This is a genomic window from Alicyclobacillus acidocaldarius subsp. acidocaldarius Tc-4-1 (assembly GCF_000219875.1).
In the GTDB taxonomy this organism is placed as follows: Bacteria; Bacillota; Bacilli; order Alicyclobacillales; family Alicyclobacillaceae; genus Alicyclobacillus; species Alicyclobacillus acidocaldarius_A.
This window is the reverse complement of the sequence record NC_017167.1, coordinates 2391486-2414353: the sequence shown is the minus strand read 5'-3', so window position 1 is coordinate 2414353 and position 22868 is coordinate 2391486. Positions and strand designations below refer to the sequence as shown.

Below are 22868 nucleotides of genomic sequence, written 5' to 3'. Positions count from 1 at the left end.
GGTGCCGGGTGCGAGAAGCACCCGGCCACCTATCCAGGGGAGGGACTACACATGCGCATCCTGATTGCGGACGACGAGCCTATCGTGCGCAGAGGGTTGCGCGCGGTCTGCGAAAGTTCGGGATTCGCCACCGCCGTCTTCGAGGCTGCGGATGGTCACCGCGCATTGGAGATCCTGACTGAAGAATCTGTTGACCTGGCGTTTCTCGATGTGTGCATGCCCTTCCTCGGAGGGCTGGATGCGCTGGAACGAGTGCCTCCTGAGCGACGCCCTACGGTAAACGTGATTGTCAGTGGATACGGTGAATTTGAATACGCGCAGCGAGCAATTCGACTTGGCGTGATGGAATATCTTCTTAAGCCAGCTGGTGCCGCAGAAATCCGCGATGTGCTCAGTCGCTCGTTTGACCGGATTGCGAAAGTGGAGGCCGGGGTGAATCTCTCCCCAGCGGACGGCCAAGACGTGATCGCACAGGCCATTCGTTATATCGAGTCTCGCATTTCGGAACGGCTGCGCCTTCAGGACGTTGCGGCGGCCATCCACGTGTCCCCAACCTATCTGGCGGCTCTATTTAAAAAGAAGATGCAACTGACGTTTCTCGAATACGTGCACATGCGCAAGATCGAAGCCGCTGCGGCGCTTCTCCGCAAAGGGGTGCGTCTCGTAGATGCGGCTCACAGTGTAGGTTTTGAAGACGTGCGCCATTTTTGTGACATCTTCGAAAGGCACACGGGACTGCACCCAAAGGCTTATTTGCAAGGGGCTCTGGCCGCGCGTGACATGCCGAATGGATTGGTCGGTCGGGTGGAAGAAGGGGGATGACTGTGAACGCCATTCGCCGCCTGGGTCGGTCCCTGACTGCATGGATATTTCTTGTGACCTGGGTGCTCATGATGTCGTGTTTGGTCATCCTGGGCAGTTTCGTCATGCGCAAACTCCGCGCGATTTCGGACGAAGTGGGGCGCCGATCGCTGGTTTCGTTTGTCGTGCAGACCGCTGACTATCTGAATGAACAGTTCTTATCAGTGGAGAGGAATGCGCTCCACACGCTGGTCTCGGACCCTGTGATTCAGCGCGAGATCGACTTTCAGTCACCTCCGAAAGGTTACACACCCTTCACGATGTACACATATGTCAATCGGCTCCTGACGCAAGTTCAACGTAATCACGATGAACTCATCGATACAGTGATGTTACTTCTGGACAACGGCATGGAATTTGTAGACGCTGGCCACGAACTCGCACCCTATCGCCCGATCGATCAACCCTACCAATGGTTCGTCCAACATACCTTTTACAACACCACGCCCGTCTGGATTGGTGAACAACCTCCCGCAGAGTGGTTGTTTGACGATCACCGACCGCGCTTCTTCGTGTCGCAGTGGCTTCAGACGACACCTTCCGATGCAATTGTGGTCATCGGCGTCAAGCCAGAGTATGTTCGCACCGTGATGGAAAGTGTGAGCACAGGGCGTGACGCCGATCTCGCCGTGCTTGATGAACATGGTCGCTGGCTGTTTTTCGCAAGTAAAAAGTGCAGAGAAACGACACGGATTTGTGCATAGGCACTGCAGTACAGAAGATTACGACGACTTTGTCTCAGATAGTGCATGCTGCAGACGGTAGCTGTCGCCTGTGAAGGCCAGTACATGTGCGTGGTGCACGAGGCGATCCACTAAGGCGGCGGTCAGCCTGGCGTCCCCAAAGACAGTGTTCCACTGTCCGAACTCGAGGTTCGACGTCACAATCACGCTGCGTTGCTCGTAGCAGTCGGAGATCACGTGGAACAGCAGCTCAGCGCCATCTTTGTGAAAGGGCACGAAGCCCATTTCGTCCAGAATGAGCAGCTCCGCCTTTTGCAGTTCACTCAGGAACCGACGCAGCGTGCCGGCTTGGTACTTGTCCTGCAGCGTGGCCACCAAGTCGTGTACCCGGAAAACCGGACCTCATGACCTCGTCGACAAGCCTCCATTCCTAAGGCAATGGCCAAGTGGGTCTTCCCAGTGCCCACCTTCCCGAGCATGAGGACGTTCTCTTTTTCTCTCCAGAAACGCCAGGTCTGTCAGCAGTTCCTTACTGCAGTTCGGCGGAAACGTCACAGCCCGAAAGTCGTAGCCCTCCAGTGTCTTCACTTGTGGGAACCGGGCCTTTTTGAGCAGTCTGCGGATGCGGGATAGCTCCCGGCCCCGCAGCTCTGCTTCGAGCACTCGCAGCAGGTATTCGGTCCGGTCGTTGAAGGGAATGTCCTCATAGGCCTCCATCACGTAGCCCAGGTGCAGACTCTTGCACGCGTCCGCCAACGCCTGTTTCACGATCTGCTCACCCCCAGAATGGCGTCATACTGGCTCAGATCGGGCATGTGCCCGTGAATCTCTACCGGGGTGTGCGATTCCACCAACGGTTCAGGCCGAAACTCGGGGTGTTTCATGGCGTATAGCGTGTGCTCGAGGACAGCCTCCGGGCTGAAGTGCCCCGCCAACGTATCGAGCGCCGCGCCTATCTCGGCCATCTCGTGGCTCTCCAGCAGGCGACGAACGAGGGCGATACGGGCCTTTCTCAGCTCGGCATTCTCCACCCGTATGAAGGCGCGTACCGAAGGAGGCATGTATCTTGCCAGGTCCGAGTACATCACGGACCGAGGTTTCCTCCGGTATCCGTCGAATACGATGGTCCACTCAATCGTAATGGGCTTGTCCGCATAAGGCCGTGGAAGCTTCCCTAGGAGCCGGTACTCCCCGTCGCTCGACAAGACCTCGATTTCATCCCACTTCACTTTCAGCAGCACCGTCTCCAGCCCTCGGCACTGAGGCAACGGGTAGGTGGCTTTCTCGAACCGCAGTTCCCGGTACTTGTTCAGACGGGCAGCCTCCAGGCGGAACACCTCGAACGGCGTGGCCGGTAACGCGAGCAGTTTTGAACGCTCCTTTTCCCACAGGTCGGCAATACGCTCATGCTTGGCGTAATGCGGGCGTTCCATATCAGCCTCTGACTTACGGGCCAGATGCTCCTCCAGCTCGGTGTCGGTATCGCACACGGGAGGGGGGACGAGCCAATTCCGACGGCTGTATCCCACCTTGTTCTCCACATGCCCCTTCTCATGCCCGCTGTACGGGTTGCAGAACTCCGGCTGGAACCGGTAGTGGGCTGCGAACCGAAGGAACTGGTCGGTGAACGTCCGCCCGCCGTCCTTGTCAATGGAGACGACCGCCGCCGACAGATTGTCGAACCAGATCTTGCTCGGAACACCTCCTATCCGCCCGAAGATTCGTTTCATCGCCTCCAAAAAGCACTCAGTGTTCTCCGCACGCACCGGGAAGGCGAACGCAGCATTGCTAAACGGGAAGGACATCACAAGCACCTTCCGCTCGACCAACTGTCCAGCCTGTCCTACGTAAGCCGTTCCAAAGTCCACCTGTGCCTCGCCACCGGGGTGCTCCAGCCGCTCGTAGGATTCGGCACGCTCGAGCTTGAGTTCCTTGCGCCGCTGGGCCACGTACCGCTCGACGGTTCGACGCCCGCCCTCGAACCCGTGCTCCTCACACAGCCGGTCAAAGATTCGCTTGGCTGTGTACCGTTGCTTGCGGGGCAGCGCCTGCTCCTCCGTCAGCCATGTATCGATGATGTCAAGGTACGGGCCGAGAACGGGATGCCGTTTCCTGCGCCGCCGCAGGGGCTCATTCCAGTCGTCCTTGGTGGCGTATTTCTTGGCAGTACGCCAGTTGATTCCCAGGGACCTGGCAATTTCGGAAATCGAACAGTCCCCATTCTCGTAGAGAAACTTGATATACTGCTGCTGTGGCACTTTCAACATCCTCTCTCATCTCCCCAGGATTCCTAGACAAACCCTAGGGTAGAGTTGGAAGAGTGGTGTTGCAAGTGCCTATTCACTATCCGCAGGCACCGCACCAAGTCTGCACTTTTACGTTGCGGTGTTCTGCACTTTTATTATGCGCTATACACTGGCTTACTGGGCTTGCGCCGCCGCGGGCCTTGGCACAAACGCTGATGTCGGTCGTTGACCGCGCGGGACAGGATGAAGTCGTTTCAACTCCGTCTCAATCGCTCGTGGTCGCCGTCGCCTCCATCCCACTCAATGGTTGGAAGATTGTATCTTGGATTCCAGAGAGGACGCTGGCGGATGGTGCGACTTACAACCTGCGCGGCTGGATGTTTGCCGCCTTCGGCTGGGGATCTGGTGCATCATTGTTGGTGGCCTTTTTATTTTCTTGGATGGTCACGCGCCCTCTGCGCCGATTAACGGAAGCCATGTCCTCTGTCGAGCGAGGTGACCTGTCGGTTCGGCTTGACACCCGACTCGGCTGGTATGAATTCCAGGTGCTTGCACAAGGTTTTGATCGCCTGGTCGACGAGATCCACCGTTTGCTCGAACAGACGAAATGGCAAGAGGAAGAAAAGCGTCAACTCGAATTTGCCGCTCTCCAGGCGCAGATCAATCCGCACTTTTTGTACAACACACTCGATTCGATTTATTGGATGGCGTATGCTCGCGGAGAACACGACATTGAGCGACTCGTCTACGCATTGGGACGATTTCTGCGATTATCCTTGAGCGATCCCCGCGAATTTCTGACGCTAAGTGAGGAACTGGAGCATGTGCAGCGGTACGTAGAAATCCAAAACATTCGCTTTCAAGGACGACTCAAAATCGAATTAGACGCCGATCCGTCTGTCCTGCAGGTGCTCGTCCCTAAACTGACGCTGCAACCCTTGGTGGAAAACAGTATCCTTCATGGGTTCGCGGAGCGGGCCGAAGGGCGCATTTCCATCCGCGCGCACCGCACAGGCGAAGCGTATGTGGAGATCGAGGTTGAGGATGACGGACGACCAAAGCCCGTGACGGCGTGCGAGACCCGTAAGGAGGCATCGGGACTGGGTTTGAAGAACTTAATCCGCCGCCTCGAGTTGTACTTTGGGCCGGAATTTTCGTTTGATCTGCACACCACGGGCGAGGGGACGCGCGTTCAACTGCGTCTGCCCTGCCGGGAGACGCCAGACGAACGTCGGGACTGAGCACGTCGGGCGTACTTGACGAGAGGACCACGGGTCAGTGACGCGCTTCGTGTCTTGCTATGCGCCGTGTATACCGCTTGAAACGGCGCGCCGCCCGAGATCGAACTCGGTGCTCGGGCGGTGTGGATGTTGGGCATGCCATAGGTCTGCCGCGTCTTGATCAGCGGTTCGTACGTGTAACTTACCCCCGCACAATCGTCTGCTCTCGGCTCGGTCCGACACTCACGTACTGGATGGGCACGCCGACCTGCTGTTCAATCAAAGTCACGTATCTTTGCGCGGCCTCGGGAAGGTCTTCAAACGCCCGGCATTCGCTGATATTTTCCTGCCAACCGGGAAGCGATTCGTAGATCGGTTTGACTCGCTCCATGTCATACGCGGCGGGCGGCCATTCGAGGCGCTGGCCGTCCAGCTCGTAAGCGACGGCGACGCGGATCTCGTCCAACCCGGAGAGGACGTCCAGCTTCATGAGCGCAAGTTCCGTGTACCCGTTAATCCACGCGCCATAGCGCAGAGCCGGGAGATCGAGCCAGCCACAGCCGCGCGGCCGCCCCGTGGTGGCGCCGTATTCGTGGCCGCGATGGCGCAGGAAGGCGCCGAACTCATCGTGGAGCTCCGTCGGAAACGGGCCTTCGCCGACGGCGGTGGTGTACGCCTTGGTGATGCCCGTGATGCGCTCGATTTTGGTGGGGGGCACGCCGGCTCCGCTGCACACGGCCCCCGCGATGGGGTTGGACGACGTCACGAATGGGTACACGCCCCAATCGAGATCGCGCATGATGCCGAGCTGCCCTTCGAAGAGCACGTGCTTGTTCGTCTGGGCGGCCTCGTAGAGGAGCGGCGTCGTATCCGTGATGTATGGCAGAAGCGCATCGCGCGCCGCGGCGATGGGCTCCCACACGTCCTCCCACGTGCCATAGCGCTCGAGGTCCGGCAGTCGCCGGCATTTGGCCTCGAAGGCCGAGCGCACGCGCTCCTTCAGGCGGTCGAGATGGCGCATTTCGCCCATTTGAATGCCAAATCGCCCCACTTTGTCCTGGTAGGCGGGGCCAATTCCCTGAAGGGTCGTGCCGACTTTCCTCGATCTCGCCTCTTCTTCCCACATGTCCTGCCAAATGTGATACGGCAGCACCATGTGCGCTCGGTCCGAGATGACAAGCCGTCTCGTGTCAATCCCGGCTTCTGCGAGCGCGGTCAACTCCTCCACCAGTTTGGGCGGGTTCACGACGACGCCGGCGCCGAGCACGCAGAGCGTGTGCGGGTGGAAGATCCCTGACGGGACGAGGTGAAGCGCAAACTTCCCAAACGAATTCACGATGGTGTGACCTGCGTTGCCGCCTCCCTGGTAGCGGACGACGATGTCCGCCTCCTCCGCCAGGTAATCGACCATTTTCCCTTGCCTTCGTCGCCATACTGAGCGCCTACAACCGCATGAAACACCGCGCGTTCCCTCCTCTAAACACAACATCAGTGTACGCTCCACCTTTCCATGTGTAAAATGAATGATATGTATCATTTTCATGCTTAACCTGTATGGAGTGATCGTGATGTTTGAGGCGCTCCGAGCACTGGTCACCGTGGTCTCCCTCGGAAGCGTGTCCGAGGCGGCTCGGGCACTTCACGTGACGCAGCCGACGGTGACGAGGCAAATTCAACAACTGGAACGCCACTTCGGACAGGCGCTTTTTGACCGGAGTGGAAAACGACTCGCACTGACGTCCGCCGGCGAGCGGGTGCACGCGTATGCACTTGAAGTGCTGCGCAAGCAGGAGGAGTTGGCGGAGTCGCTTCTCGAGATGTCGAATCCGGAGGCGGGCCTGGTGCGCATCGGAGCGGGGCTCTCCCCCACGCTGTACCGCCTGCCTACCCTTGTGGCTCGGTACGCGTCCATGCGCCCGCGCGTGAGGTTTCAAGTGGTGACGGGATCGTCCAAAGTGACGCTCGAGCGCCTCGCCTCGCGCACGGTCGATCTCGCCATTGTGACGACGCCACCGGAAGACGAGTCGGGTGTGGAGCAAATTGCGCTCTGGCGGGACGAACTCGTGGCTGTGGCGCCTTCCTATCACGCGCTCGCGGGAAAACGCGCCTCCATGGCGGAGTTGGCGCAGTATCCGCTGGTGGTCATGCACGGCGAGTCGGGGCTTCGTCGGCAGATTGACGATCTCCTGCATCGCGCCGGGGTGGAACGACCCGCTCCGCCGGTAATGGAAACTGACAGCCTCGAAGCGATGAATCGATTCGTGCAGGCGGGACTCGGTCTCGCCGTGGTACCTTGGCCGGCGGTAGCGGACGACGTGACACAAGGCCGGTTGAAACTCGTCCATATCGTCGGCTGCGATCTCGGCCGACGCACCGTGACACTGGTCTGGCGCAGGGAATCTCACATTCCGGCGGCTGCGCGCGCATTCATCGAGTGGCTCGCGTCGGTGGGAGCGGCCGCGTCCGAATTGCGGTAAGATGAGGGCGGTGATCGAGCGATGCGGGTACTGATTGTCGAGGATGAGCCCGGTCTCGTGGAATTTCTGCGCTTGGAACTCGAATTGTCTGGCGTCGAGGTGGACGTCGCGATGGACGCGGAAACCGCTCTGGAGCGGGCGAGATCGGAGTCCTACGATTTGTTGGTCATCGACATCGTCCTGCCGGGCATGAGCGGGGTCGATCTGTGTCGCGAGGTGCGCAGGTTTTCGAATGTCCCCATCATGATGCTCACGGCGCGTGGCGCAGTGGCGGACCGCGTTGGCGGGCTTGACGCGGGTGCAGACGACTACCTGGTCAAACCGTTCGCCATCGAGGAACTGTGGGCGCGCATGCGGGCCATCAGGCGGCGGTATGAAGCGAACGGGGCTCCTTTTCGCTTTGGGGAAGCAACGGTGCACCTCGATGCGCACCGCGTGATGTATCAGGGGCAAGAGGTCGATCTCACTGCGCGCGAGTATGACCTATTGCTGTACCTGCTGCGCAACGTGAATCGGACATGTTCCCGTCAGGAGTTGCTCGAGCGCGTGTGGGGATTTCAGGCGCCTGGGGATACGAACGTGGTGGACGTGTATATCGGCTATCTTCGTCAGAAGTTGGACCCCGAGCGGCGATACATCAAGACGGTGCGCGGGCAGGGTTATCGGCTCGAGGTCGAGGAGACATGAGGTGGTCGAGACGTGCGCAGCGGCGGAGCATCGAAGGCACGCTGCTCATCTGGAGCACCGTATGGTGCGCGGTGGTTCTGTGTTTGTTCACTGCAGTGTTTATGGTCTCCTACGCGGCCACGAGCATGGTGGGCCAAAAACGCGTCATGGAGCTCGAGATGGCCACGCTACTCGGCCAGGGCGCAGACCGTTTGGCCGAAGAGACCGTGACCACCACGTGGGATCGGTATGCGGCCGCGACCGATTCGGTCATTCGCCTCACCGACGCCGACGGCAATGTGTTGTTCCAGATCATGGGCCCTGTATTCACGGGGACGGTGGTGGACGAGATTGCATCGCGGGTGCCGATGCCAGCGCAGGGGCCTGACTTCGCGAAGCCGCACTGGAGTTACCCGTATGCGTGGAGGGACCAAAATGGATATCATCGGGTGCTGGCGCTTACGGAGGGCGTGCGGTTCGAAAACGGGGGATACGGGCAATTGTCGATTTTCACCTTGCTCGATCCCATCCGCCAGGCGGCGCTCCACATGCTCGCGGTGTTCGTGGTGCTGGATGCGGCCGTCATCGCGCTATTCGCCGTGGGCATGCGCGTGCTCATCGAGCGGGGATTTCGCCCGCTTGCGCGCTTGATGGCGGGCATCCAACAGGTGGAGTGGCGCAAGGCCGGCAGGCTTTCGTTTTCGGATTTGCCGCCGGAACTCATGTCTCTTCAGGAGTCGGTCAATCAGATGCTGGATCGGATCGATGTGGCGATGGACGATCAGCGCCGCTTCGTGGCAGATGCGTCCCATGAGCTGCGCACGCCGCTTACCATCATCGCGGGCCACGCCAATCTTCTTAGGCGATGGGGGCGAGACAACCCGCACGTCTGGGAACCCGCGGTGCGGAACATCGTGCTCGAGGTGGGGCGTCTGCAGCGGCTTGTGGATGAACTTCTCGCCCTCTCGAACCTGGATCAGTTGGATGAACTGCCAGTCGGCGGCGGGATGGGACAGGCCGAGATGGATGAGATGTTTGCGCGCCTACGCGACGACGCGCTCCTGCTGCGCCCGGACTTAGAGATTGAGGTGAGCGTGCACCTGACCCGCGGCGGGCGGGTGGCGATTCAGCCGGATCGGCTGCGGCAGGTGCTGGTGGGGCTCGTGGACAATGCGATGCGCCATACGCCGCAGGGCGGCTGGATTCGGCTCATGGCGCGCGAGGAGTCCACCACGGCGCGCATCACGGTGTCAGACAACGGAGAGGGCATTCCGGAGGACGTGTTGCCGCATGTCTTTGAGCGGTTTTACCGGGGAGAGGCCGCGCGCCGCGAGGGGCAAGGCGCTGGGCTTGGGCTCGCCATTTCCAAGCAGGTGGTTGAGCGGTACAGGGGACAGATTTACGTTCGCAGCGCCGTAGGCAAGGGCACGACCGTCGTGATTGTGCTGCCACTCGTCGGCCAGGGGCGCGTTTCGGGAGGATGAGGATGATGACATCGTGGGATTCGCTGTGGCCCAGGGAAGTGGAGTTGTCAATCGAGGAGGTGTCCGTCTCTCCTCTCGACAACATCCTGCAAGATGACAAATTCGGCCACCAGGTGGCGCACCGAGAAAGGTTGCCTGTTGTCCGTGTGTGGCGCCATCTGCCCGTGAAGGGGCTCGTCGTCAGTCGCCGCGACGTGGCCGGTCCGGCCGGCCAGGCGGCCATGGCGCGCATGGCGGCGGAAGGGTGGCCGCTCTTCGTTCGCTCCACGGGCGGGACCGCTGTGCCGCACGGCGAAGGGATGCTGAATTTGTCCCTCATCTTTCCGCGTCAGGCCGAGGGCGCGACCACGGACAGGTACTATCGCATGATTTGTCAGCCGCTCGTCGAGTGGCTGCAGGCACTCGGGCTGGCTGCCGAGATGACCGACGTCCCTGGGGCCTATTGCGACGGCAACTACAACGTCGCAGTAGGCGGGCGCAAGGTCGTGGGCACGGCGCAGTCGTGGCGCGGGGGGCTGGCAGGCGTGGCGTCTCGCCATCCTGGCTACGTCCTCGCGCACGGCTGCATCAGCATCTCTCCCGATCTCGACGCGGCCATCGCCGCCATTCAGCGCTTCTATTCCTACGCCGGGCGCGAAGACGTGCGCGTCGAGCGAGACAAGGCCACGACCTTGGCCGAGGCGGCGCAAGTGGCGTGGACGAGCGGCGAGGCGAAGGCTTCGTTGGTGGAATTCCTCCTCAACCGCCTGCCTGAGGTCGGCGTCACGCCTCGCCTTTCGCCATGACGTCGCCCGCGTCTGATTCGGGGCCCCGCTTTGGCGAAAGGGGCAGTTCTACGCGGACCGTCGTGCCTTTGCCTATGCCTTCGCTCGCGATGGAGATGCGACCTCCGTGCGCTTCCACAATCCACTTGGCGATGGAGAGCCCTAGTCCCGTCCCCTTGGCCTCCCCGTGGCGCGATCTCGCCGTGTCCACGGTGTAAAACCGGTCGAAGACCCGCTCCAGGTGCTCCTTGGCGATGCCGATACCCGTGTCGCGGACCGAGAGAATCGCCTGATTCCGGTTGCGACTTGCGGTAATCTTGACCTTGCCGCCCGCGTCGGTGAATTTTATCGCGTTGTCGATGAGGATCACCAGAAGCTGATGGAGCCGGTCGCGATCGCCCAAGACGACGAGCGGTTCTTCCGCACGCACGGTGAGTTCGATGCCGCGCATCTCCGCGATGGTCTCGTACAGATCGTGGATGCGCTCGAGCAGGTCGTTGAGCGCGACCGGCCGGCGCTCCACCGGCATGCGCTCGGAGTCCGACCGCGCGAGCGTCAGCAGGTCCTGCACGAGTTTCGCGAGCCTGCGCGCCTCGCCGTGGGCGTTGTTCAGCCACTCCAGGTTTTCCTCGACGGTTTGGTCCGTGTGTTCCATGACGATGCCGAGGTTGGACTGGATGACCGCGAGCGGCGTCCTAAGCTCGTGCGAGGCGTCCGCGACGAATTCGAGTTGGCGCTGAAACGCCCGGCGGATGGGCTGGAGCATCCGCTCCGACAAAATGAAGCCGACGAGCGTCGCCCCGCAGATGCCAAACAGCCCCACGATGATGATGACGGAGCGCAGGTCGCTCATGGCGCGCACCGTCTGGGTGTCGTCGAGCACCGTGGCGACGTACGTTGGCGCGCCGGAGCCCGCTCCGACGGGCAGCTCAAAGACGCGGTAGTGCTCGCCCTCATAGGTGAAATTGAAGAACGTGGGCCGATCCACGGCTCGGTTCAGGCGATTTTCCAGCGCGCTTGCAAGGTCCGGGTCCGCGATAGACGTGTAGACGCCGTTGTCTGCGAGGACGAAGTTGATCTCCGGAGACCCGGTGGAGGCGAAGCTCGGGATGCCTGTCAAGACAGCTGTATTGGCTACGCGGTAGGCCGCCTGGCGGAGGTTGAAATCGATGCTTCGCATCACGAATCCCCGGATGATCCCGTAGAGCGCGAGCGACGTGATGCTGTACAGGATCACCAACAGGATGACGGTCAACAGCGTCAGCCGGAGGCTCAGTCGCTTAAACAAGCCGCACGTCCCTTCTCACGCCTTGCGGCCCGCCGACGGGTCCGGGTGAAATATGTATCCCACGCTCCGCACGGTGGTGATGTACGACGGCAAGTCGGGCTCGTCGATTTTTTCCGCAAGAAGTGCACGTAGTTTTCCACCGCGTTGCCAATCACGTCGGCATCGGGTCCCCAGACGCGATCGAGAATGACCTCTTTGGACAACACCTTGTTGGGGTTGCGCATGAACAGTTCAAGCAGCTGGAATTCCTTGGGGGTCAGCGCCAGGGGTTCCCCGTTGCGCGTCACGGTTCGAGTGTTAAGATCGAGTCGAAACGGGCCCGCCTCGATGGCGTCGCCGCCCGCAATCTGGCCGGTGCGTCGCGAGAGGGCCCGCACGCGCGCCAAAAGCTCCTTGTTGTCGAACGGCTTGACGAGGTAATCGTCAGCGCCGGCGTCGAGGCCCGTCACGCGGTCTTCGACGGTGTCCTTGGCTGTGAGCAGCAGTACGGGCGTTTGAAGGCCCGCCTTGCGCATGGCGCGCAGAATGTCGAGACCGCTTATCTTCGGCAGCATGATGTCGAGGATGGCGATGTCGTAGCTGTCGGTCAGGGCGAGATCGCAGCCGGTTTCGCCGTCGTGGGCGACGTCGACGGCGTATCGGTGTTCCTTGAGAAGTTGTTTGAGTGCGGACGCGAGCCGCACCTCGTCTTCGACGAGCAAGATGCGCATCGGATAACCTCCCGCATGGTTCCGTACGTCGGACTGGACCGCTTTTATTGTACACTGTAGGATTGAACGCCGCTTGAATGGCGGAATGCAACCCTGCGGCGGGATCGGGGGATGTCCGAATGTTTGCGCTTTCGTAAGATTTCTTGCCGCATTCGCCGCGCGAAAAGGTGTCGCGGAGGCTAAGAGAATTCTTACTTTCCTACGAAAGTCGGAGAAAGCAGCGAAAGTTCGCGATTCTCGTCGCAACCCGATGGAAAAACGTGAGGTACGTGCCTGTCGCGCTCCTTTACACCGGGGATGGCCGTCGATACAATTTGCGCTATACTAGGCACGGTGCGTGCAGGGTACCGACGATTTCGGACGCGCGATGAGATTGGAATGCACTCATGTGACGTTGTCATACAGGTTCCGAAATCGAACACCGATTCGACATTCTTCGACAGATGGGAGGGGCAAGACGTGGCCGAACCGCTCCTCGCGATTCGCGACTTGAAGACGTACTTCGTGAGCAAGCAGGCGACCGTGAAGGCGGTCGACGGGATCGACATCGACGTCAACCGGGGACAGGTCGTCTGCATCGTGGGCGAGTCGGGCTGCGGCAAGAGCATGACGTCGCTGTCCATCATGCGGCTCGTGCCCCGGCCGTACGGGAAGATTGTCGGCGGTCAGATTCTGTTTGACGGCCGAGATCTCCTGCAGCTGAGCGACCGCGAAATGGCGGATTTGCGCGGCAGCGAGATCGCAATGATCTTCCAGGAGCCGATGACGGCGCTCAACCCCGTGCTGAGCATTGGCACGCAAATTTCGGAAGTTTTGGTTCGCCACCGCGGCGTGCCGAAGCGAGAGGCGCTGGATCGCGCCGTGGAGATGCTCAAGTTCGTGGGCGTCCCGCGCGCCGAGCAGATTGTGCGCGAGTATCCGCATCAGCTCTCGGGCGGCATGCGTCAGCGCGTGATGATCGCCATGGCGATGATTTGCGAGCCGAAACTGCTCATCGCGGACGAGCCCACCACCGCGCTCGACGTGACCATCCAGGCCCAGGTGCTCGATCTCATGAAGAAGATGCGGCGCGAGACGAACACCTCCATCATCCTCATCACGCACGACCTCGGCGTCGTGGCCGACATGGCCGATCACGTCGTGGTGATGTACGCTGGGCAGGTGGTCGAGTCCGTCGACGCAGACACGCTCTTCTCGGAGCCCAAGCACCCTTACACCCGAGCGCTGATGGAGTCCATCCCGTCGCTCGAAGAGGACAAGGATGTGCTCTACTCCATCCCGGGCACGGTGCCGAGCGCGGCGAACTTCCCGAAGGGCTGCCGATTCGCTGAGCGTTGCCCCATCGCGAAGCCGTCCTGCTTCGAGAAGATGCCTGAGTTGCGCGAAGTGGCCCCGGGTCACTTGGTTCGCTGCGATCTCGTGTGAGGGAAAGGAGGGAGCGCATGAGCGAGTACGTGCTCGAAGTCCAGGATTTGAAGAAGTACTTTCCGATCAAGTCCGGCATCCTGAAGCGGACAGTTGGCTACGTGCGCGCCGTGGACGGCGTCTCGTTTCAGGTAAAGCCAGGTGAGACGCTCGGCATCGTCGGCGAGTCGGGTTGCGGCAAATCGACGACGGGCCGCATGATCATGCGGCTAACGACGCCGACCTCCGGAAAGATCATCCTGGACGGACAAGACATCACTCACGCCAAGGGCGCGGAACTCCGGGCCAGCCGGCGCAAATCGCAGATGGTGTTTCAGGATCCGTATGCCTCGTTGAACCCGCGCATGTCAGTCGGCGAGAGCATCGCGGAGCCGCTCATCGTGAACAAGGTGCTGTCGAAGTCCGAGGCGTTTGAGCGGGCGGGAGAACTGCTCCAGACCGTCGGCTTGCGTGCGAGCGACATCAACCGCTACCCGCACGAGTTTTCCGGCGGTCAGCGGCAGCGCATCGGCATCGCGCGAGCACTCGCGCTGAATCCGAAGCTTATCGTCGCGGACGAGGCCGTCTCAGCTCTCGACGTGTCCATCCAATCGCAGATCCTGAATCTGCTGATGGACCTGAAACACCAGTTCAACCTGTCGTATTTGTTCATCTCGCACAACTTGGCGGTTGTCCGGCACATCAGCGATCGCGTCGGCGTGATGTACCTAGGACACCTGGTCGAGATCGGCCCGAAGCACTCGCTGTATCAGGATCCGCTGCATCCGTACACGCAGGCGCTTCTCTCGGCCGCGCCGGAGCCCAGGCGCACGAAGCGGCGCGAGCGGATCATCTTGCAGGGCGACGTGCCGAGCCCGGCAAATCCGCCGTCCGGATGCCCGTTCCACACACGCTGTCCGCGGGTGATGGACGTGTGTCGTCAGACGATGCCCAAGCCAGTCCAGGTGCATCCAGACCACTGGGTCGCGTGCCACCTCCACGGGTGAGCGCAGGTTTTGCGTGTGCATGAACTTCTCTCGGTTTCGAGACCCTAGTCACAGGGTTCGTCGAAGGGGGAAGTGACATGAAACGGAAAGCACAGCTGCTCTCGGGCGGGTTGGCAGCGACGGTGGCGCTCGGCGCTGTCGTAGGCTGTGGCGGCGGGAGCCCGCAAAACGCGGCAGGGACTGGAGGAACCGGCGTGCAAAAGGGCGGCACCTTGATTTACGCCTTGCCGCCCGCGACCAACATCACCTGGTACTTGCCCATTACGAATGCGGGCAATGCGAGCCTGTACAACGCCCAGTTGTATACGCAACTGTATCCCGGCGTGATCTATATCGACCATCGGTACCAGATCGATTACGCCAACAGTTTCGCCCAGAACATCACGTACAATCAGGCGGGCACGGTGTATACCATCTCGCTGAAGAAGAACTGGAAGTGGTCGGACGGCCACCCAGTGACCGCGGATGACGTCGTCTGGGACTATGAGCTCATCAAGGCGACCGACGCGAAGGACGCGCCTCCGCCGTGGCCGAATTACAACGCGGGCGCAGGCGGCGTGCCGGATAACGTCCAGAGCGTCGTGGCGAAGGATCCGTACACGGTCGTGATCACGCTGAAGAAGCCAGTGAACCAGCAGTGGTTCATCTACAACGGCATCGGGCAACTGACCGCTTTGCCGAAGCATGCTTGGAATAAGTACCCAAACGACATCCGGCAGGAGATCATCTACCTGGCAAAACAAGCGACGAACCCAGCGTTCTTCACGGTGGTCGACGGGCCGTTCAAGCTGCAGAGCGCAAAGAGCAGTCAGTCGTGGACGCTCGTGCCCAACCCGTTGTTCGGCGGGCACAAGAGCACGCTCGACAAGCTGATTTTCCAGTATGAAGCGACCAACGATGCGGAGTTCGCGGCGCTCAAAACCGGAGCGGTGAACCTGGGTTATCTCGACCTTTCGCAGTACGCATCGCGTCAGTCGCTCACGTCGTCGGGTTACACCATCATGCCGGCGTACAACTTTGGGTACAACTTCATCGAGCTCAACCAGCAAAAGGGTTCGCCCATGTACGCGGCGTTCAGCGATGTGAAGGTGAGACAGGCGCTCGAGTACGCGATTGACCAGAACGCTATCAACAAGGACATCTATCACGGCTTTGCGCCGCCGCAGTACGGGCCGATCCCGACGACGCCGAAGACCATCTTCTTCGATCCGAATCTCGCGAAGCCGCTCTTTCCGTTCAACCTGGCGAAAGCGCGTCAGTTGCTGGAGTCGGACGGCTGGAAGATGCAAAACGGCGTGATGACCAAAAACGGATTGCAGCTCAAGTTCCAGGTCATCTATCCGAGTGGCACGCAGTCGACAACGCAGATGATGGAGCTCATTCAGCAGGATTGGAAGCAAATCGGCGTGCAGATTTCGCTGAAGCCGATGCCGCTGTCCGAGATCTTCGGGATCATTCAGGACACGTCCAATCCCGGCAAGTGGGCGGCTGCAGCAGGCACCGGCATCACCTATGGCGGATCGTATCCGTCCGGTGAGCAGCTGTTTGAGCCCGGCGGGCTTGACGGCTTCGGCTATGACGATCCCGTGCTCGATAAGCTCATCGCTGCGACGACATCGCCGGCGCCATCGCAGCAGGCTTCGCTGAAGGCGTTCTTCGCGTACGAGGAGTACTGCGCGAAGCAGGTGCCCGTCCTTTGGACCAACGGCGTTGCGAGCCTCATTGCCGTCGCGCCGAACGTGCACAACGCGACCGAGCAGTACCTGAATCCGACAACCGGTTATCCACTATTTAACTATATCTGGATGTCCAAGTGATGTACAACACGGGGCGGCTGGGAACGCCAGTCGCCCGGCAGAAGGGAGGGAAAGGCGTGGTCACAGAGACGCAAGTGGCAAATTCCGCAGGCGAGCCGCGCGTACAGGCCACCAAGTGGCGCACTTGGAAGCGGTTCTGGCGGTATCCGCTGAGTTCGATTGGCGTGATCGGCATGGTGCTCCTGTTTGCCTTTTGCTTCGTGGGGCCGATGCTCTACCACGTCAGTCCGACGCAGGGGGATTTCACCGCACTGCTCCAACCGCCGAGTGCCAAGCATCCGCTGGGCACCGACGACGCGGGTCACGACGTGCTCGCGCGCATGATGGTGGGTGGTCAGGCGTCGCTCGAAGTCGGCTTCTTGTCGGCGTTTGTGGCAATGGCGTTCGGAACGTTCTACGGCATGGTGAGCGCGCTCGCGGGTGGATGGGTGGACATCATCCTCATGCGTATCGTGGACATCTTGCTGTCCATTCCGAGCATCTTCATCCTGCTGTTCCTGAACGCGACGTTCAAGCCGAACGTAGGTCTCATGATCTTCGTGCTCGCTGCGACAAGCTGGCTCGGCGTGAGCCGTATCGTCCGCGGCGAAGTGTTGAAGATCAAGAACGAGACTTACGTCGAGGCAGCTCTCTTGGCGGGCGTCAGAACGTGGCGGCTCATGACGAAGTATCTGGTTCCGAACTTTATCGGAACCGTGTTGGTGACCACGACCTTCGCAGTCGCAGACTCCATTCTCTCGATTGCAGGTCTGTCATTCCTGGGGCTCGGGTTGCCGCCCCCGGCGCCGAACTGGGGTGCCGATCTATCAGCTGCGATGAATTACATCTTCCAGAACGCGTGGTGGCTCATCTATCCGCCAGGCATTCTGATTCTGTGCTCGCAGCTGTTCGTGAACTTCATCGGGGATGGCCTGCGCCATGCGCTGGAAACGCGCACTGACTGATGGCGCAAGTCGATCACGGAAGTGGGGTGAGCCCGAATGCTGAGCTACATTGTGCGCCGCATCCTGCAGGCCATTCCGTCGCTCATTGGAATTTCCATTATTACGTTCATCCTGCTCCATATTGTCCCGGGGAACCCGGTCCGCATTCTGCTCGGCCAGCATTACACGCCGCAGCGGGCCGCGGCCCTGGCGCAGTCGCTCGGCCTGAACAAGCCGCTTTACATGCAGTATCTGATCTGGTTGTGGAACATCCTCCACGGCAACCTCGGATACTCGTATAACTACACGGAGCCGGTGACGTACCTCATCGCACATGCGCTGCCGAACACGCTGTCGCTCGTCCTGATTGCGACCATCTTCGCGCAGTTGTTCGCGATGCTCATCGGCACGGTGCAGGCGTATTTCGAAAACACCATCGCCGATCACATTATCACCGTGCTGAACTACTTCTTCTACTCGATGCCGTCGTTCTGGTTGGGCATTCTGATGGTGATGTTCTTCTCCATCCAGTTGCACTGGTTTCCGTCCGGCGGCGTGGTGAACCCGCAGGATCCGAATCCGGGCTTCTGGGATTGGCTGCATCACCTGATCCTGCCCGCCGCGACCTTGACACTGGTCACGCTGGCTGGTTACTCGCGCTACATGCGCTCATCCGTGCGCGAAACGCTGCTCATGGACTACGTCCGCACGGCGCGAGCGAAAGGCTTGCGTGAGTCGCAGGTGCTGTGGCGTCACGTGCTCAGGAATTCGATTCTGCCGCAAATTACGCTTTTTGGCCTGTCGTTCCCGGCGCTTTTCGCAGGCGCCCTGTTCATCGAAGAGATCTTTAACTATCCAGGCATGGGCCTCCTTTATTGGAATGCCGTAGGAACACTGGATTATCCTGTTTTGCTGGGCGTGACGATGTTCCTCGGTGCGCTGACCATTATCGGCAACCTGCTGGCGGACATCCTGTACAGCTTGGTTGATCCGCGGATTAGCCTCGAATCGATGTCGTGAGAGAAACCGTATGTGGGTCTGCTCGACGAAGTCGAGCGGACCCACCGTTGTTTTGGCTTTGGACAATCCTCTGACACAGCCTTGCGCAAGATTCTGGCGGTTCGGACCTAAAGTCTCCCATCCTTCCATCGATTAAGAATTTTTTTAATTAGACATGCGTGATTGATAGAAAACAGATGTGAAGCCTTGATCTGACGGGTAAAATGTCGCCTCAGGTAATCGGACTGCTTGTTTGGAATGCGCTTTACACACAGCCGCCAGACTCGTATGCTAAGACTCATAAAAGAAGTCTGCCAATTCAAAGGGTTCGTGCCGAGGAACTTCAAACAGGTTCCCTCGCGACGGACGAAACAGAAGGGGGTTCACATGTAATGAAAAAACGAGTCAGGCAAGCAGGAGGCGTGACCGCCGCATCGGTGGTCCTGTCGGCTGGGCTCATCGCAGGTTGTGGGACGAATGCGGTTCCATCATCAAAACCCGTATCAACTCCTACACCGTCTGCGGCGTCGGTCCAGCCGGTCCAGAAGGGGGGGACTCTGGTCGTCGCGCTGGCCCCGTCGACGAACATCAACTGGTATCTACCTCTAACGAATTCCGCCAACGCGAGCATTTACAACGCGGCGCTGCAAATTTTACTCTATCCCGGTGTCCTCTATATTGGCAGTAACTATGCGATCGACTGGAATGATAGCTTCGCGAGCAGCATCGACTACAACGCCACCGGTACCGTGTATACCATTCATCTAAAGAAGAACTGGGTGTGGTCTGATGGAAAGCCTGTGACCGCGCAAGACGTGGTCTGGGATTACAACCTGATCAAAGCAACCGACGAGTCAAACGTGCCACCCTGGCCGAACTACAATGCAGGTTCGGGCGACGTGCCAAGCAACGTTAAGAGTGTGGTAGCACTCGACAACTACACGGTGCAGATCACGCTTAAGAAGCCCGTGAACCAGCAGTGGTTCATCTACAACGGCATCGGTCAGCTTACGGCTTTGCCCGAGCATGCATGGAACAAGTACCCCAACAACATGGCGCAGGAGATTGCCTACCTTGGCAAAGAGGCCACCAATCCGAGCTTCTTCACCGTGGTGGATGGGCCCTTCAAGCTCGTGAGTGCGAAGCAGAGCCAGGCGTGGGTGCTTGTTCCTAACCCCACGTTCGCTGGCCACAAGAGCACGCTGAATAAGCTGGTCTTCCAATACGAGGGCTCGGCTGATTCTGAATTCGCAGCGCTTCGCAGCGGCTCGGTCAATCTCGGCTATCTCGATCCATCGCAGTGGAATGCTCGAAACAGTCTCATCAAGATGGGTTATAAGATTGTTCCTGCCTACAATTTCGGCTACGATTTTATCGAGTTGAACTTGCAGAAGGGGTCGCCCCTCTACAGCGCGTTTAACGATCTCAAGGTTCGTGAAGCCTTAGAATACGCGATGAACCAGAATGAAATCAACCAGGACATTTATCACGGATTCGCGCCGCCCCTCTATGGGCCAATTCCTGCGCAGCCGAAGACGGTGTACTACGATCCGTCTCTCAATAATCTCTTCGCTTACAACCCGGCGAAGGCCAAGCAGCTGCTTGAATCGGACGGGTGGAAGATGGAGAATGGCGTCATGACGAAGGACGGTCAGAAGCTCCAGTTCACCATGCTGGTTTCTTCTGGTTCCGAGTCGACGCTGCAAGAGGCGGAACTTGTGCAGCAGGACTGGAAGCAAATTGGCGTCGACGTGACGCTGCAGCAGATGCCGTTTAACCAGGAAATTGGGATCATGAGCGACACTAAGAACCCCGGCAAGTGGGCTGCGGCAGCCGGTACGGGCATCACGTACGGCGGATCCTATCCATCCGGCGAGCAGTTGTTCGAGCCTGGCGGCCTGGACAACTTCGGTTATAACGATCCGACGGCCGACAAGCTGATTGCAAAGACCACCGAGCCGGTCTCCTCGCAGGCCGAGAACATGAAGAACTTCTTCGCGTACGAGGACTACATCGCAAAGCAGTTGCCCGTCTTGTGGCAGAATGTCCCGGCTGGTATCACGGTCATCGCGCCCAACGTGCACAATGCCACGACGCAGGTGCTCAACCCGACAACCGGGTATTCGCTCCTCAACTACATCTGGATGTCCTCCAGCAAGTGAAGCCTCTCACTCGGGCAAGCCGCTTCCGGCTTGCCCGAGCTTGCTTGGGTTTGCTTGCGTCCGAAGCTCCGGCGGAATTTGGGACCGCGCGGAAAACTTCCGTCCTCGGACGGACCGATAGCGGAGGACAATCTCATCTGGCGCTTTCTCATCTCCCCAGTGTCGAGAACGCCAGTCTGCAGCGAGATGCACGCGTTTGGCCTCCGCCGGTGCGAGGTGCAGCCCTGACATGCGGCGTCCCTCCACCACAGGCGCAATCGGCACGCGCTCTTCCCCTCTCATTCCCCATAGCTTCACATCCAACGCCGGACCCGTGCCGTAGTTTCGCAGTTCGGCCACCAATTCGCCGTCCAGCCGTTGAAAATCGTCGATCACGACCATCGGCACGTAGCCAATCTGCGTATCGCGCCGAATCTGGTACCACGACGTGAGCGCGATGGCGAGCGTACCGATGGACGAGAGCACACTGCAAACCTCCATGAGGTCGAGATCCATCACGCCGAGCACACCGTTTCCCCCCTCCCTGAGGTATGTCTAACGCGGTTTGGAGGACACTGTACAAAGGATGCAGGGAGGAGGTTCCGCATGCACGGATCATTCGCATCCATCGTGCCGTTCATCGTCATTATCCCCGTGGCGCTTCTGACGAAACAGGTGATTTTGGGACTCGCGCTTGGGCTGTTCGTCGGTTGCTATATCGAACACCCCCGCCCGCTAGCCGGCCTTGAGTCCGCCATCGCTTACATTGGCCGAGAGCTTGGACTCTCTGGCAACATGAGTCTCATTCTCTTTCTCTACCTGTTCGGCTCCTTTGTGGGCCTTTTGCGCGTCTCGGGCGGCGTCAAGGGATTCAGCCGCTGGATGGAGGCGCGGATTCACTCGCCTCGTGGGGCCTTTGTATTCACCTGGTTGTCGAGCCTCTTCACCTGCATGGCGCCCGACTTCCGCATCCTGACGGTGGCACCCATTGTGAGCCGCGTCTTCGAACGTTTCCGCATCGCAAAGGAACAAGTTGCGTTCACCATCGACGTCACGGCGACGCCGCTTTGCGCCGTGGTCCCCATCGGGACCGCTTTCGTGGCTTATATGGTCGGACTCATGCACACGTCCGCGCACCACACCGCGGCAGCGTCTCCGTACGCGCTGTTTCTCGCGACTATTCCGTACAACTTCTTTGCCTGGGCGATGCTCTTGATGGGGGCGTTCCTGACGTTTTTCCGCTTCTCGACGCAGGTGCGGACGTCGACCCGAATGACTGGCGCTATGCCAGATGGCGGCGAAGTCAGCCCGTTTCCGCGCCTCGCGCACGAGCACCGAGGAGTCTTCGGGCTCGAAGCAGGGGCTATGGCCTTTCCGCAGGATGCTGCGGTACAGCGCGGTATGCGCCGCCGGGAGGCTGCCGAGGAGGAGGTGCCCGATCCCGTCGAGGCGCTCGCGAAGCGCGCGCATCCCTCCGTCATGAACCTCGTCTTCCCGCTGGCGCTCCTCTTGGCCAGCACACTTGCGTTCACCGTCCTCTCTGGGTACGCGCCCGGGCGGACGCTTGTCCAAGCCTTCGTGCAGTCCAACGCGGCGAAGGCGATGCTGGAGGCGCTGGTGCTCACGGTCGTTGCGATGGCCGTGCTGTACGCTGTCCGAGGCACGCCGCTCCATCGCATCATGGTAGGCTTTTTGCAAGGCGGCAACGAAATGATGCCCGTCATCGTCCTTCTGGCGCTCATCTGGGCGGTTTCTGCGGTTGCGGCCGATCTCGGCTTTGCGCAGTTCTGTCAGCGGGAGATTGTCCAATACGTGCCGAGATCGCTCATCATTCCGGCGCTCTTCATCGTTGGCTGCCTCATCTCCTACGTTCTAGGCAGCTCTTTCGGCACCTGGGCCATCCTGATGCCGCTCGCGTTCTCGCTTGCCCAGGGCGGCGCGGGGAGCCTCGCCATTGCGGCAGGGGCCGTGTTCGCGAGCGGCACGTTCGGCGGCTTTGTCTCACCGTTGAGTGACAACACGGTGGCGATGGCCACCGTGATGAAGGTTCCCGTCATGGACTACGCCAACTACAAGCTGAAGACGGCGCTCATCCCCGTGGCGGCGTGCGTGATAGGGTACTTTCTGCTCGGCGAGATCGCTCGATGACGGATGGCCGTAATGGCCAATGGGCGTTTG

19 protein-coding genes and 1 pseudogene are annotated in these 22868 nt (G+C 60.0%); 14 read left to right on the top strand and 6 right to left on the bottom strand.

The annotated features are described in order from the left end of the window. Positions 1 to 51 precede the first annotated feature (51 nt). On the top strand, positions 52 to 822 hold the full coding sequence (locus TC41_RS11745; RefSeq protein ID WP_014465279.1) for a response regulator transcription factor: 771 nt from the start codon (positions 52 to 54) through the stop codon (positions 820 to 822). Between the two features lie 2 nt (positions 823 to 824). Next, positions 825 to 1565 carry a cache domain-containing protein gene (locus tag TC41_RS11740; protein WP_041695410.1) on the top strand — a complete coding sequence of 247 codons (741 nt, stop codon included), beginning with the start codon at positions 825 to 827 and terminating at the stop codon, positions 1563 to 1565. Positions 1566 to 1583: 18 nt separating this feature from the next. Here TC41_RS11740 and istB read toward each other — a convergent pair. Both istB and istA read right to left on the bottom strand, forming a co-directional pair. After that, positions 1584 to 2312 (bottom strand): annotated as a pseudogene (istB, locus tag TC41_RS11735) (IS21-like element helper ATPase IstB). Beyond that, complete coding sequence (gene istA / locus TC41_RS11730) at positions 2309 to 3811, bottom strand: IS21 family transposase (RefSeq protein WP_014465277.1); 1503 nt, start codon at positions 3809 to 3811, stop codon at positions 2309 to 2311. The pseudogene istB and the gene istA overlap by 4 nt, the downstream one beginning before the upstream one ends. Before the next feature lie 194 nt (positions 3812 to 4005). Between istA and TC41_RS11725 the strand changes: the two genes are divergently transcribed. Continuing rightward, complete coding sequence (locus TC41_RS11725) at positions 4006 to 5031, top strand: sensor histidine kinase (RefSeq protein WP_081462284.1); 1026 nt, start codon at positions 4006 to 4008, stop codon at positions 5029 to 5031. Positions 5032 to 5212: 181 nt separating this feature from the next. On the opposite strand, the gene TC41_RS11720 is transcribed toward TC41_RS11725, so the two are convergent. Beyond that, positions 5213 to 6421, bottom strand: coding sequence for an adenylosuccinate synthase (locus TC41_RS11720; RefSeq protein WP_014465275.1), 1209 nt, complete (start codon positions 6419 to 6421; stop codon positions 5213 to 5215). Between the two features lie 157 nt (positions 6422 to 6578). Between TC41_RS11720 and TC41_RS11715 the strand changes: the two genes are divergently transcribed. From TC41_RS11715 to TC41_RS11700, 4 genes are read left to right on the top strand one after another with little or no spacing between them, the layout of a single operon-like run. Continuing rightward, positions 6579 to 7487, top strand: coding sequence for a LysR family transcriptional regulator (locus TC41_RS11715; RefSeq protein ID WP_041695409.1), 909 nt, complete (start codon positions 6579 to 6581; stop codon positions 7485 to 7487). Between the two features lie 21 nt (positions 7488 to 7508). Further along, positions 7509 to 8174: a response regulator transcription factor gene (locus tag TC41_RS11710; protein WP_014465273.1), complete on the top strand. Its 666-nt coding sequence runs from the start codon at positions 7509 to 7511 to the stop codon at positions 8172 to 8174. Then, positions 8171 to 9637 carry a sensor histidine kinase gene (locus TC41_RS11705; RefSeq protein ID WP_014465272.1) on the top strand — a complete coding sequence of 489 codons (1467 nt, stop codon included), beginning with the start codon at positions 8171 to 8173 and terminating at the stop codon, positions 9635 to 9637. The genes TC41_RS11710 and TC41_RS11705 overlap by 4 nt, the downstream gene beginning before the upstream one ends. A gap of 5 nt (positions 9638 to 9642) precedes the next feature. After that, positions 9643 to 10422: a lipoate--protein ligase family protein gene (locus TC41_RS11700; protein ID WP_148260277.1), complete on the top strand. Its 780-nt coding sequence runs from the start codon at positions 9643 to 9645 to the stop codon at positions 10420 to 10422. Here the strand turns inward: TC41_RS11700 and TC41_RS11695 are convergent. Then, a complete protein-coding gene (locus tag TC41_RS11695) occupies positions 10400 to 11689 on the bottom strand; it encodes a sensor histidine kinase (RefSeq protein WP_014465270.1) in 1290 nt (429 codons plus the stop codon). The genes TC41_RS11700 and TC41_RS11695 overlap by 23 nt on opposite strands. Further along, positions 11674 to 12399: a response regulator transcription factor gene (locus TC41_RS11690; RefSeq protein ID WP_014465269.1), complete on the bottom strand. Its 726-nt coding sequence runs from the start codon at positions 12397 to 12399 to the stop codon at positions 11674 to 11676. The genes TC41_RS11695 and TC41_RS11690 overlap by 16 nt, the downstream gene beginning before the upstream one ends. Positions 12400 to 12858: 459 nt before the next feature. Between TC41_RS11690 and TC41_RS11685 the strand changes: the two genes are divergently transcribed. The 6 genes from TC41_RS11685 to TC41_RS11660 all read left to right on the top strand — a co-directional run bounded on the left by TC41_RS11685 (position 12859) and on the right by TC41_RS11660 (position 20711). After that, positions 12859 to 13824 carry an ABC transporter ATP-binding protein gene (locus tag TC41_RS11685; RefSeq protein ID WP_014465268.1) on the top strand — a complete coding sequence of 322 codons (966 nt, stop codon included), beginning with the start codon at positions 12859 to 12861 and terminating at the stop codon, positions 13822 to 13824. A gap of 17 nt (positions 13825 to 13841) precedes the next feature. After that, entirely contained in the window at positions 13842 to 14810 is a 969-nt protein-coding gene (locus tag TC41_RS11680) for an ABC transporter ATP-binding protein (RefSeq protein WP_014465267.1), read from the top strand. A 77-nt stretch (positions 14811 to 14887) separates the two neighbouring features. Beyond that, positions 14888 to 16627 carry a peptide ABC transporter substrate-binding protein gene (locus TC41_RS11675; protein ID WP_014465266.1) on the top strand — a complete coding sequence of 580 codons (1740 nt, stop codon included), beginning with the start codon at positions 14888 to 14890 and terminating at the stop codon, positions 16625 to 16627. Between the two features lie 56 nt (positions 16628 to 16683). Beyond that, complete coding sequence (locus TC41_RS11670; protein WP_041695899.1) at positions 16684 to 17571, top strand: ABC transporter permease; 888 nt, start codon at positions 16684 to 16686, stop codon at positions 17569 to 17571. A 36-nt stretch (positions 17572 to 17607) separates the two neighbouring features. Continuing rightward, positions 17608 to 18570, top strand: a complete 963-nt coding sequence (locus tag TC41_RS11665; protein ID WP_014465264.1) for an ABC transporter permease — start codon at positions 17608 to 17610, stop codon at positions 18568 to 18570. Between the two features lie 371 nt (positions 18571 to 18941). Then, the gene (locus TC41_RS11660; protein WP_041695408.1) at positions 18942 to 20711 is read left to right on the top strand and encodes a peptide ABC transporter substrate-binding protein; all 1770 of its coding nucleotides are present in this window, start codon (positions 18942 to 18944) and stop codon (positions 20709 to 20711) included. 6 nt (positions 20712 to 20717) lie between these two features. Here TC41_RS11660 and TC41_RS11655 read toward each other — a convergent pair whose 3' ends face one another. Next, positions 20718 to 21218: a hypothetical protein gene (locus TC41_RS11655; RefSeq protein WP_014465262.1), complete on the bottom strand. Its 501-nt coding sequence runs from the start codon at positions 21216 to 21218 to the stop codon at positions 20718 to 20720. 78 nt (positions 21219 to 21296) lie between these two features. On the opposite strand from TC41_RS11655, the gene TC41_RS11650 reads away from it, so the two are divergent. Further along, a complete protein-coding gene (locus TC41_RS11650) occupies positions 21297 to 22838 on the top strand; it encodes a Na+/H+ antiporter NhaC family protein (protein ID WP_014465261.1) in 1542 nt (513 codons plus the stop codon). The last annotated feature ends 30 nt before the right edge of the window (positions 22839 to 22868 follow it).

What these genes read in the sequence shown, in the direction of transcription:
- TC41_RS11715 (WP_041695409.1), top strand. Translation starts at nt 6,579, where the DNA reads ATGTTTGAGGCGCTCCGAGCACTGGTCACCGTGGTCTCCCTCGGAAGC.
- TC41_RS11705 (WP_014465272.1), top strand. Translation starts at nt 8,171, where the DNA reads ATGAGGTGGTCGAGACGTGCGCAGCGGCGGAGCATCGAAGGCACGCTG.
- TC41_RS11660 (WP_041695408.1), top strand. Translation starts at nt 18,942, where the DNA reads ATGAAAAAACGAGTCAGGCAAGCAGGAGGCGTGACCGCCGCATCGGTG.
- istA (WP_014465277.1), bottom strand. Translation starts at nt 3,811, where the DNA reads ATGTTGAAAGTGCCACAGCAGCAGTATATCAAGTTTCTCTACGAGAAT.
- TC41_RS11650 (WP_014465261.1), top strand. Translation starts at nt 21,297, where the DNA reads ATGCACGGATCATTCGCATCCATCGTGCCGTTCATCGTCATTATCCCC.
- TC41_RS11665 (WP_014465264.1), top strand. Translation starts at nt 17,608, where the DNA reads ATGCTGAGCTACATTGTGCGCCGCATCCTGCAGGCCATTCCGTCGCTC.
- TC41_RS11745 (WP_014465279.1), top strand. Translation starts at nt 52, where the DNA reads ATGCGCATCCTGATTGCGGACGACGAGCCTATCGTGCGCAGAGGGTTG.
- TC41_RS11700 (WP_148260277.1), top strand. Translation starts at nt 9,643, where the DNA reads ATGACATCGTGGGATTCGCTGTGGCCCAGGGAAGTGGAGTTGTCAATC.
- TC41_RS11690 (WP_014465269.1), bottom strand. Translation starts at nt 12,399, where the DNA reads ATGCGCATCTTGCTCGTCGAAGACGAGGTGCGGCTCGCGTCCGCACTC.
- TC41_RS11680 (WP_014465267.1), top strand. Translation starts at nt 13,842, where the DNA reads ATGAGCGAGTACGTGCTCGAAGTCCAGGATTTGAAGAAGTACTTTCCG.
- TC41_RS11675 (WP_014465266.1), top strand. Translation starts at nt 14,888, where the DNA reads ATGAAACGGAAAGCACAGCTGCTCTCGGGCGGGTTGGCAGCGACGGTG.
- TC41_RS11710 (WP_014465273.1), top strand. Translation starts at nt 7,509, where the DNA reads ATGCGGGTACTGATTGTCGAGGATGAGCCCGGTCTCGTGGAATTTCTG.
- TC41_RS11720 (WP_014465275.1), bottom strand. Translation starts at nt 6,421, where the DNA reads ATGGTCGATTACCTGGCGGAGGAGGCGGACATCGTCGTCCGCTACCAG.
- TC41_RS11725 (WP_081462284.1), top strand. Translation starts at nt 4,006, where the DNA reads ATGTCGGTCGTTGACCGCGCGGGACAGGATGAAGTCGTTTCAACTCCG.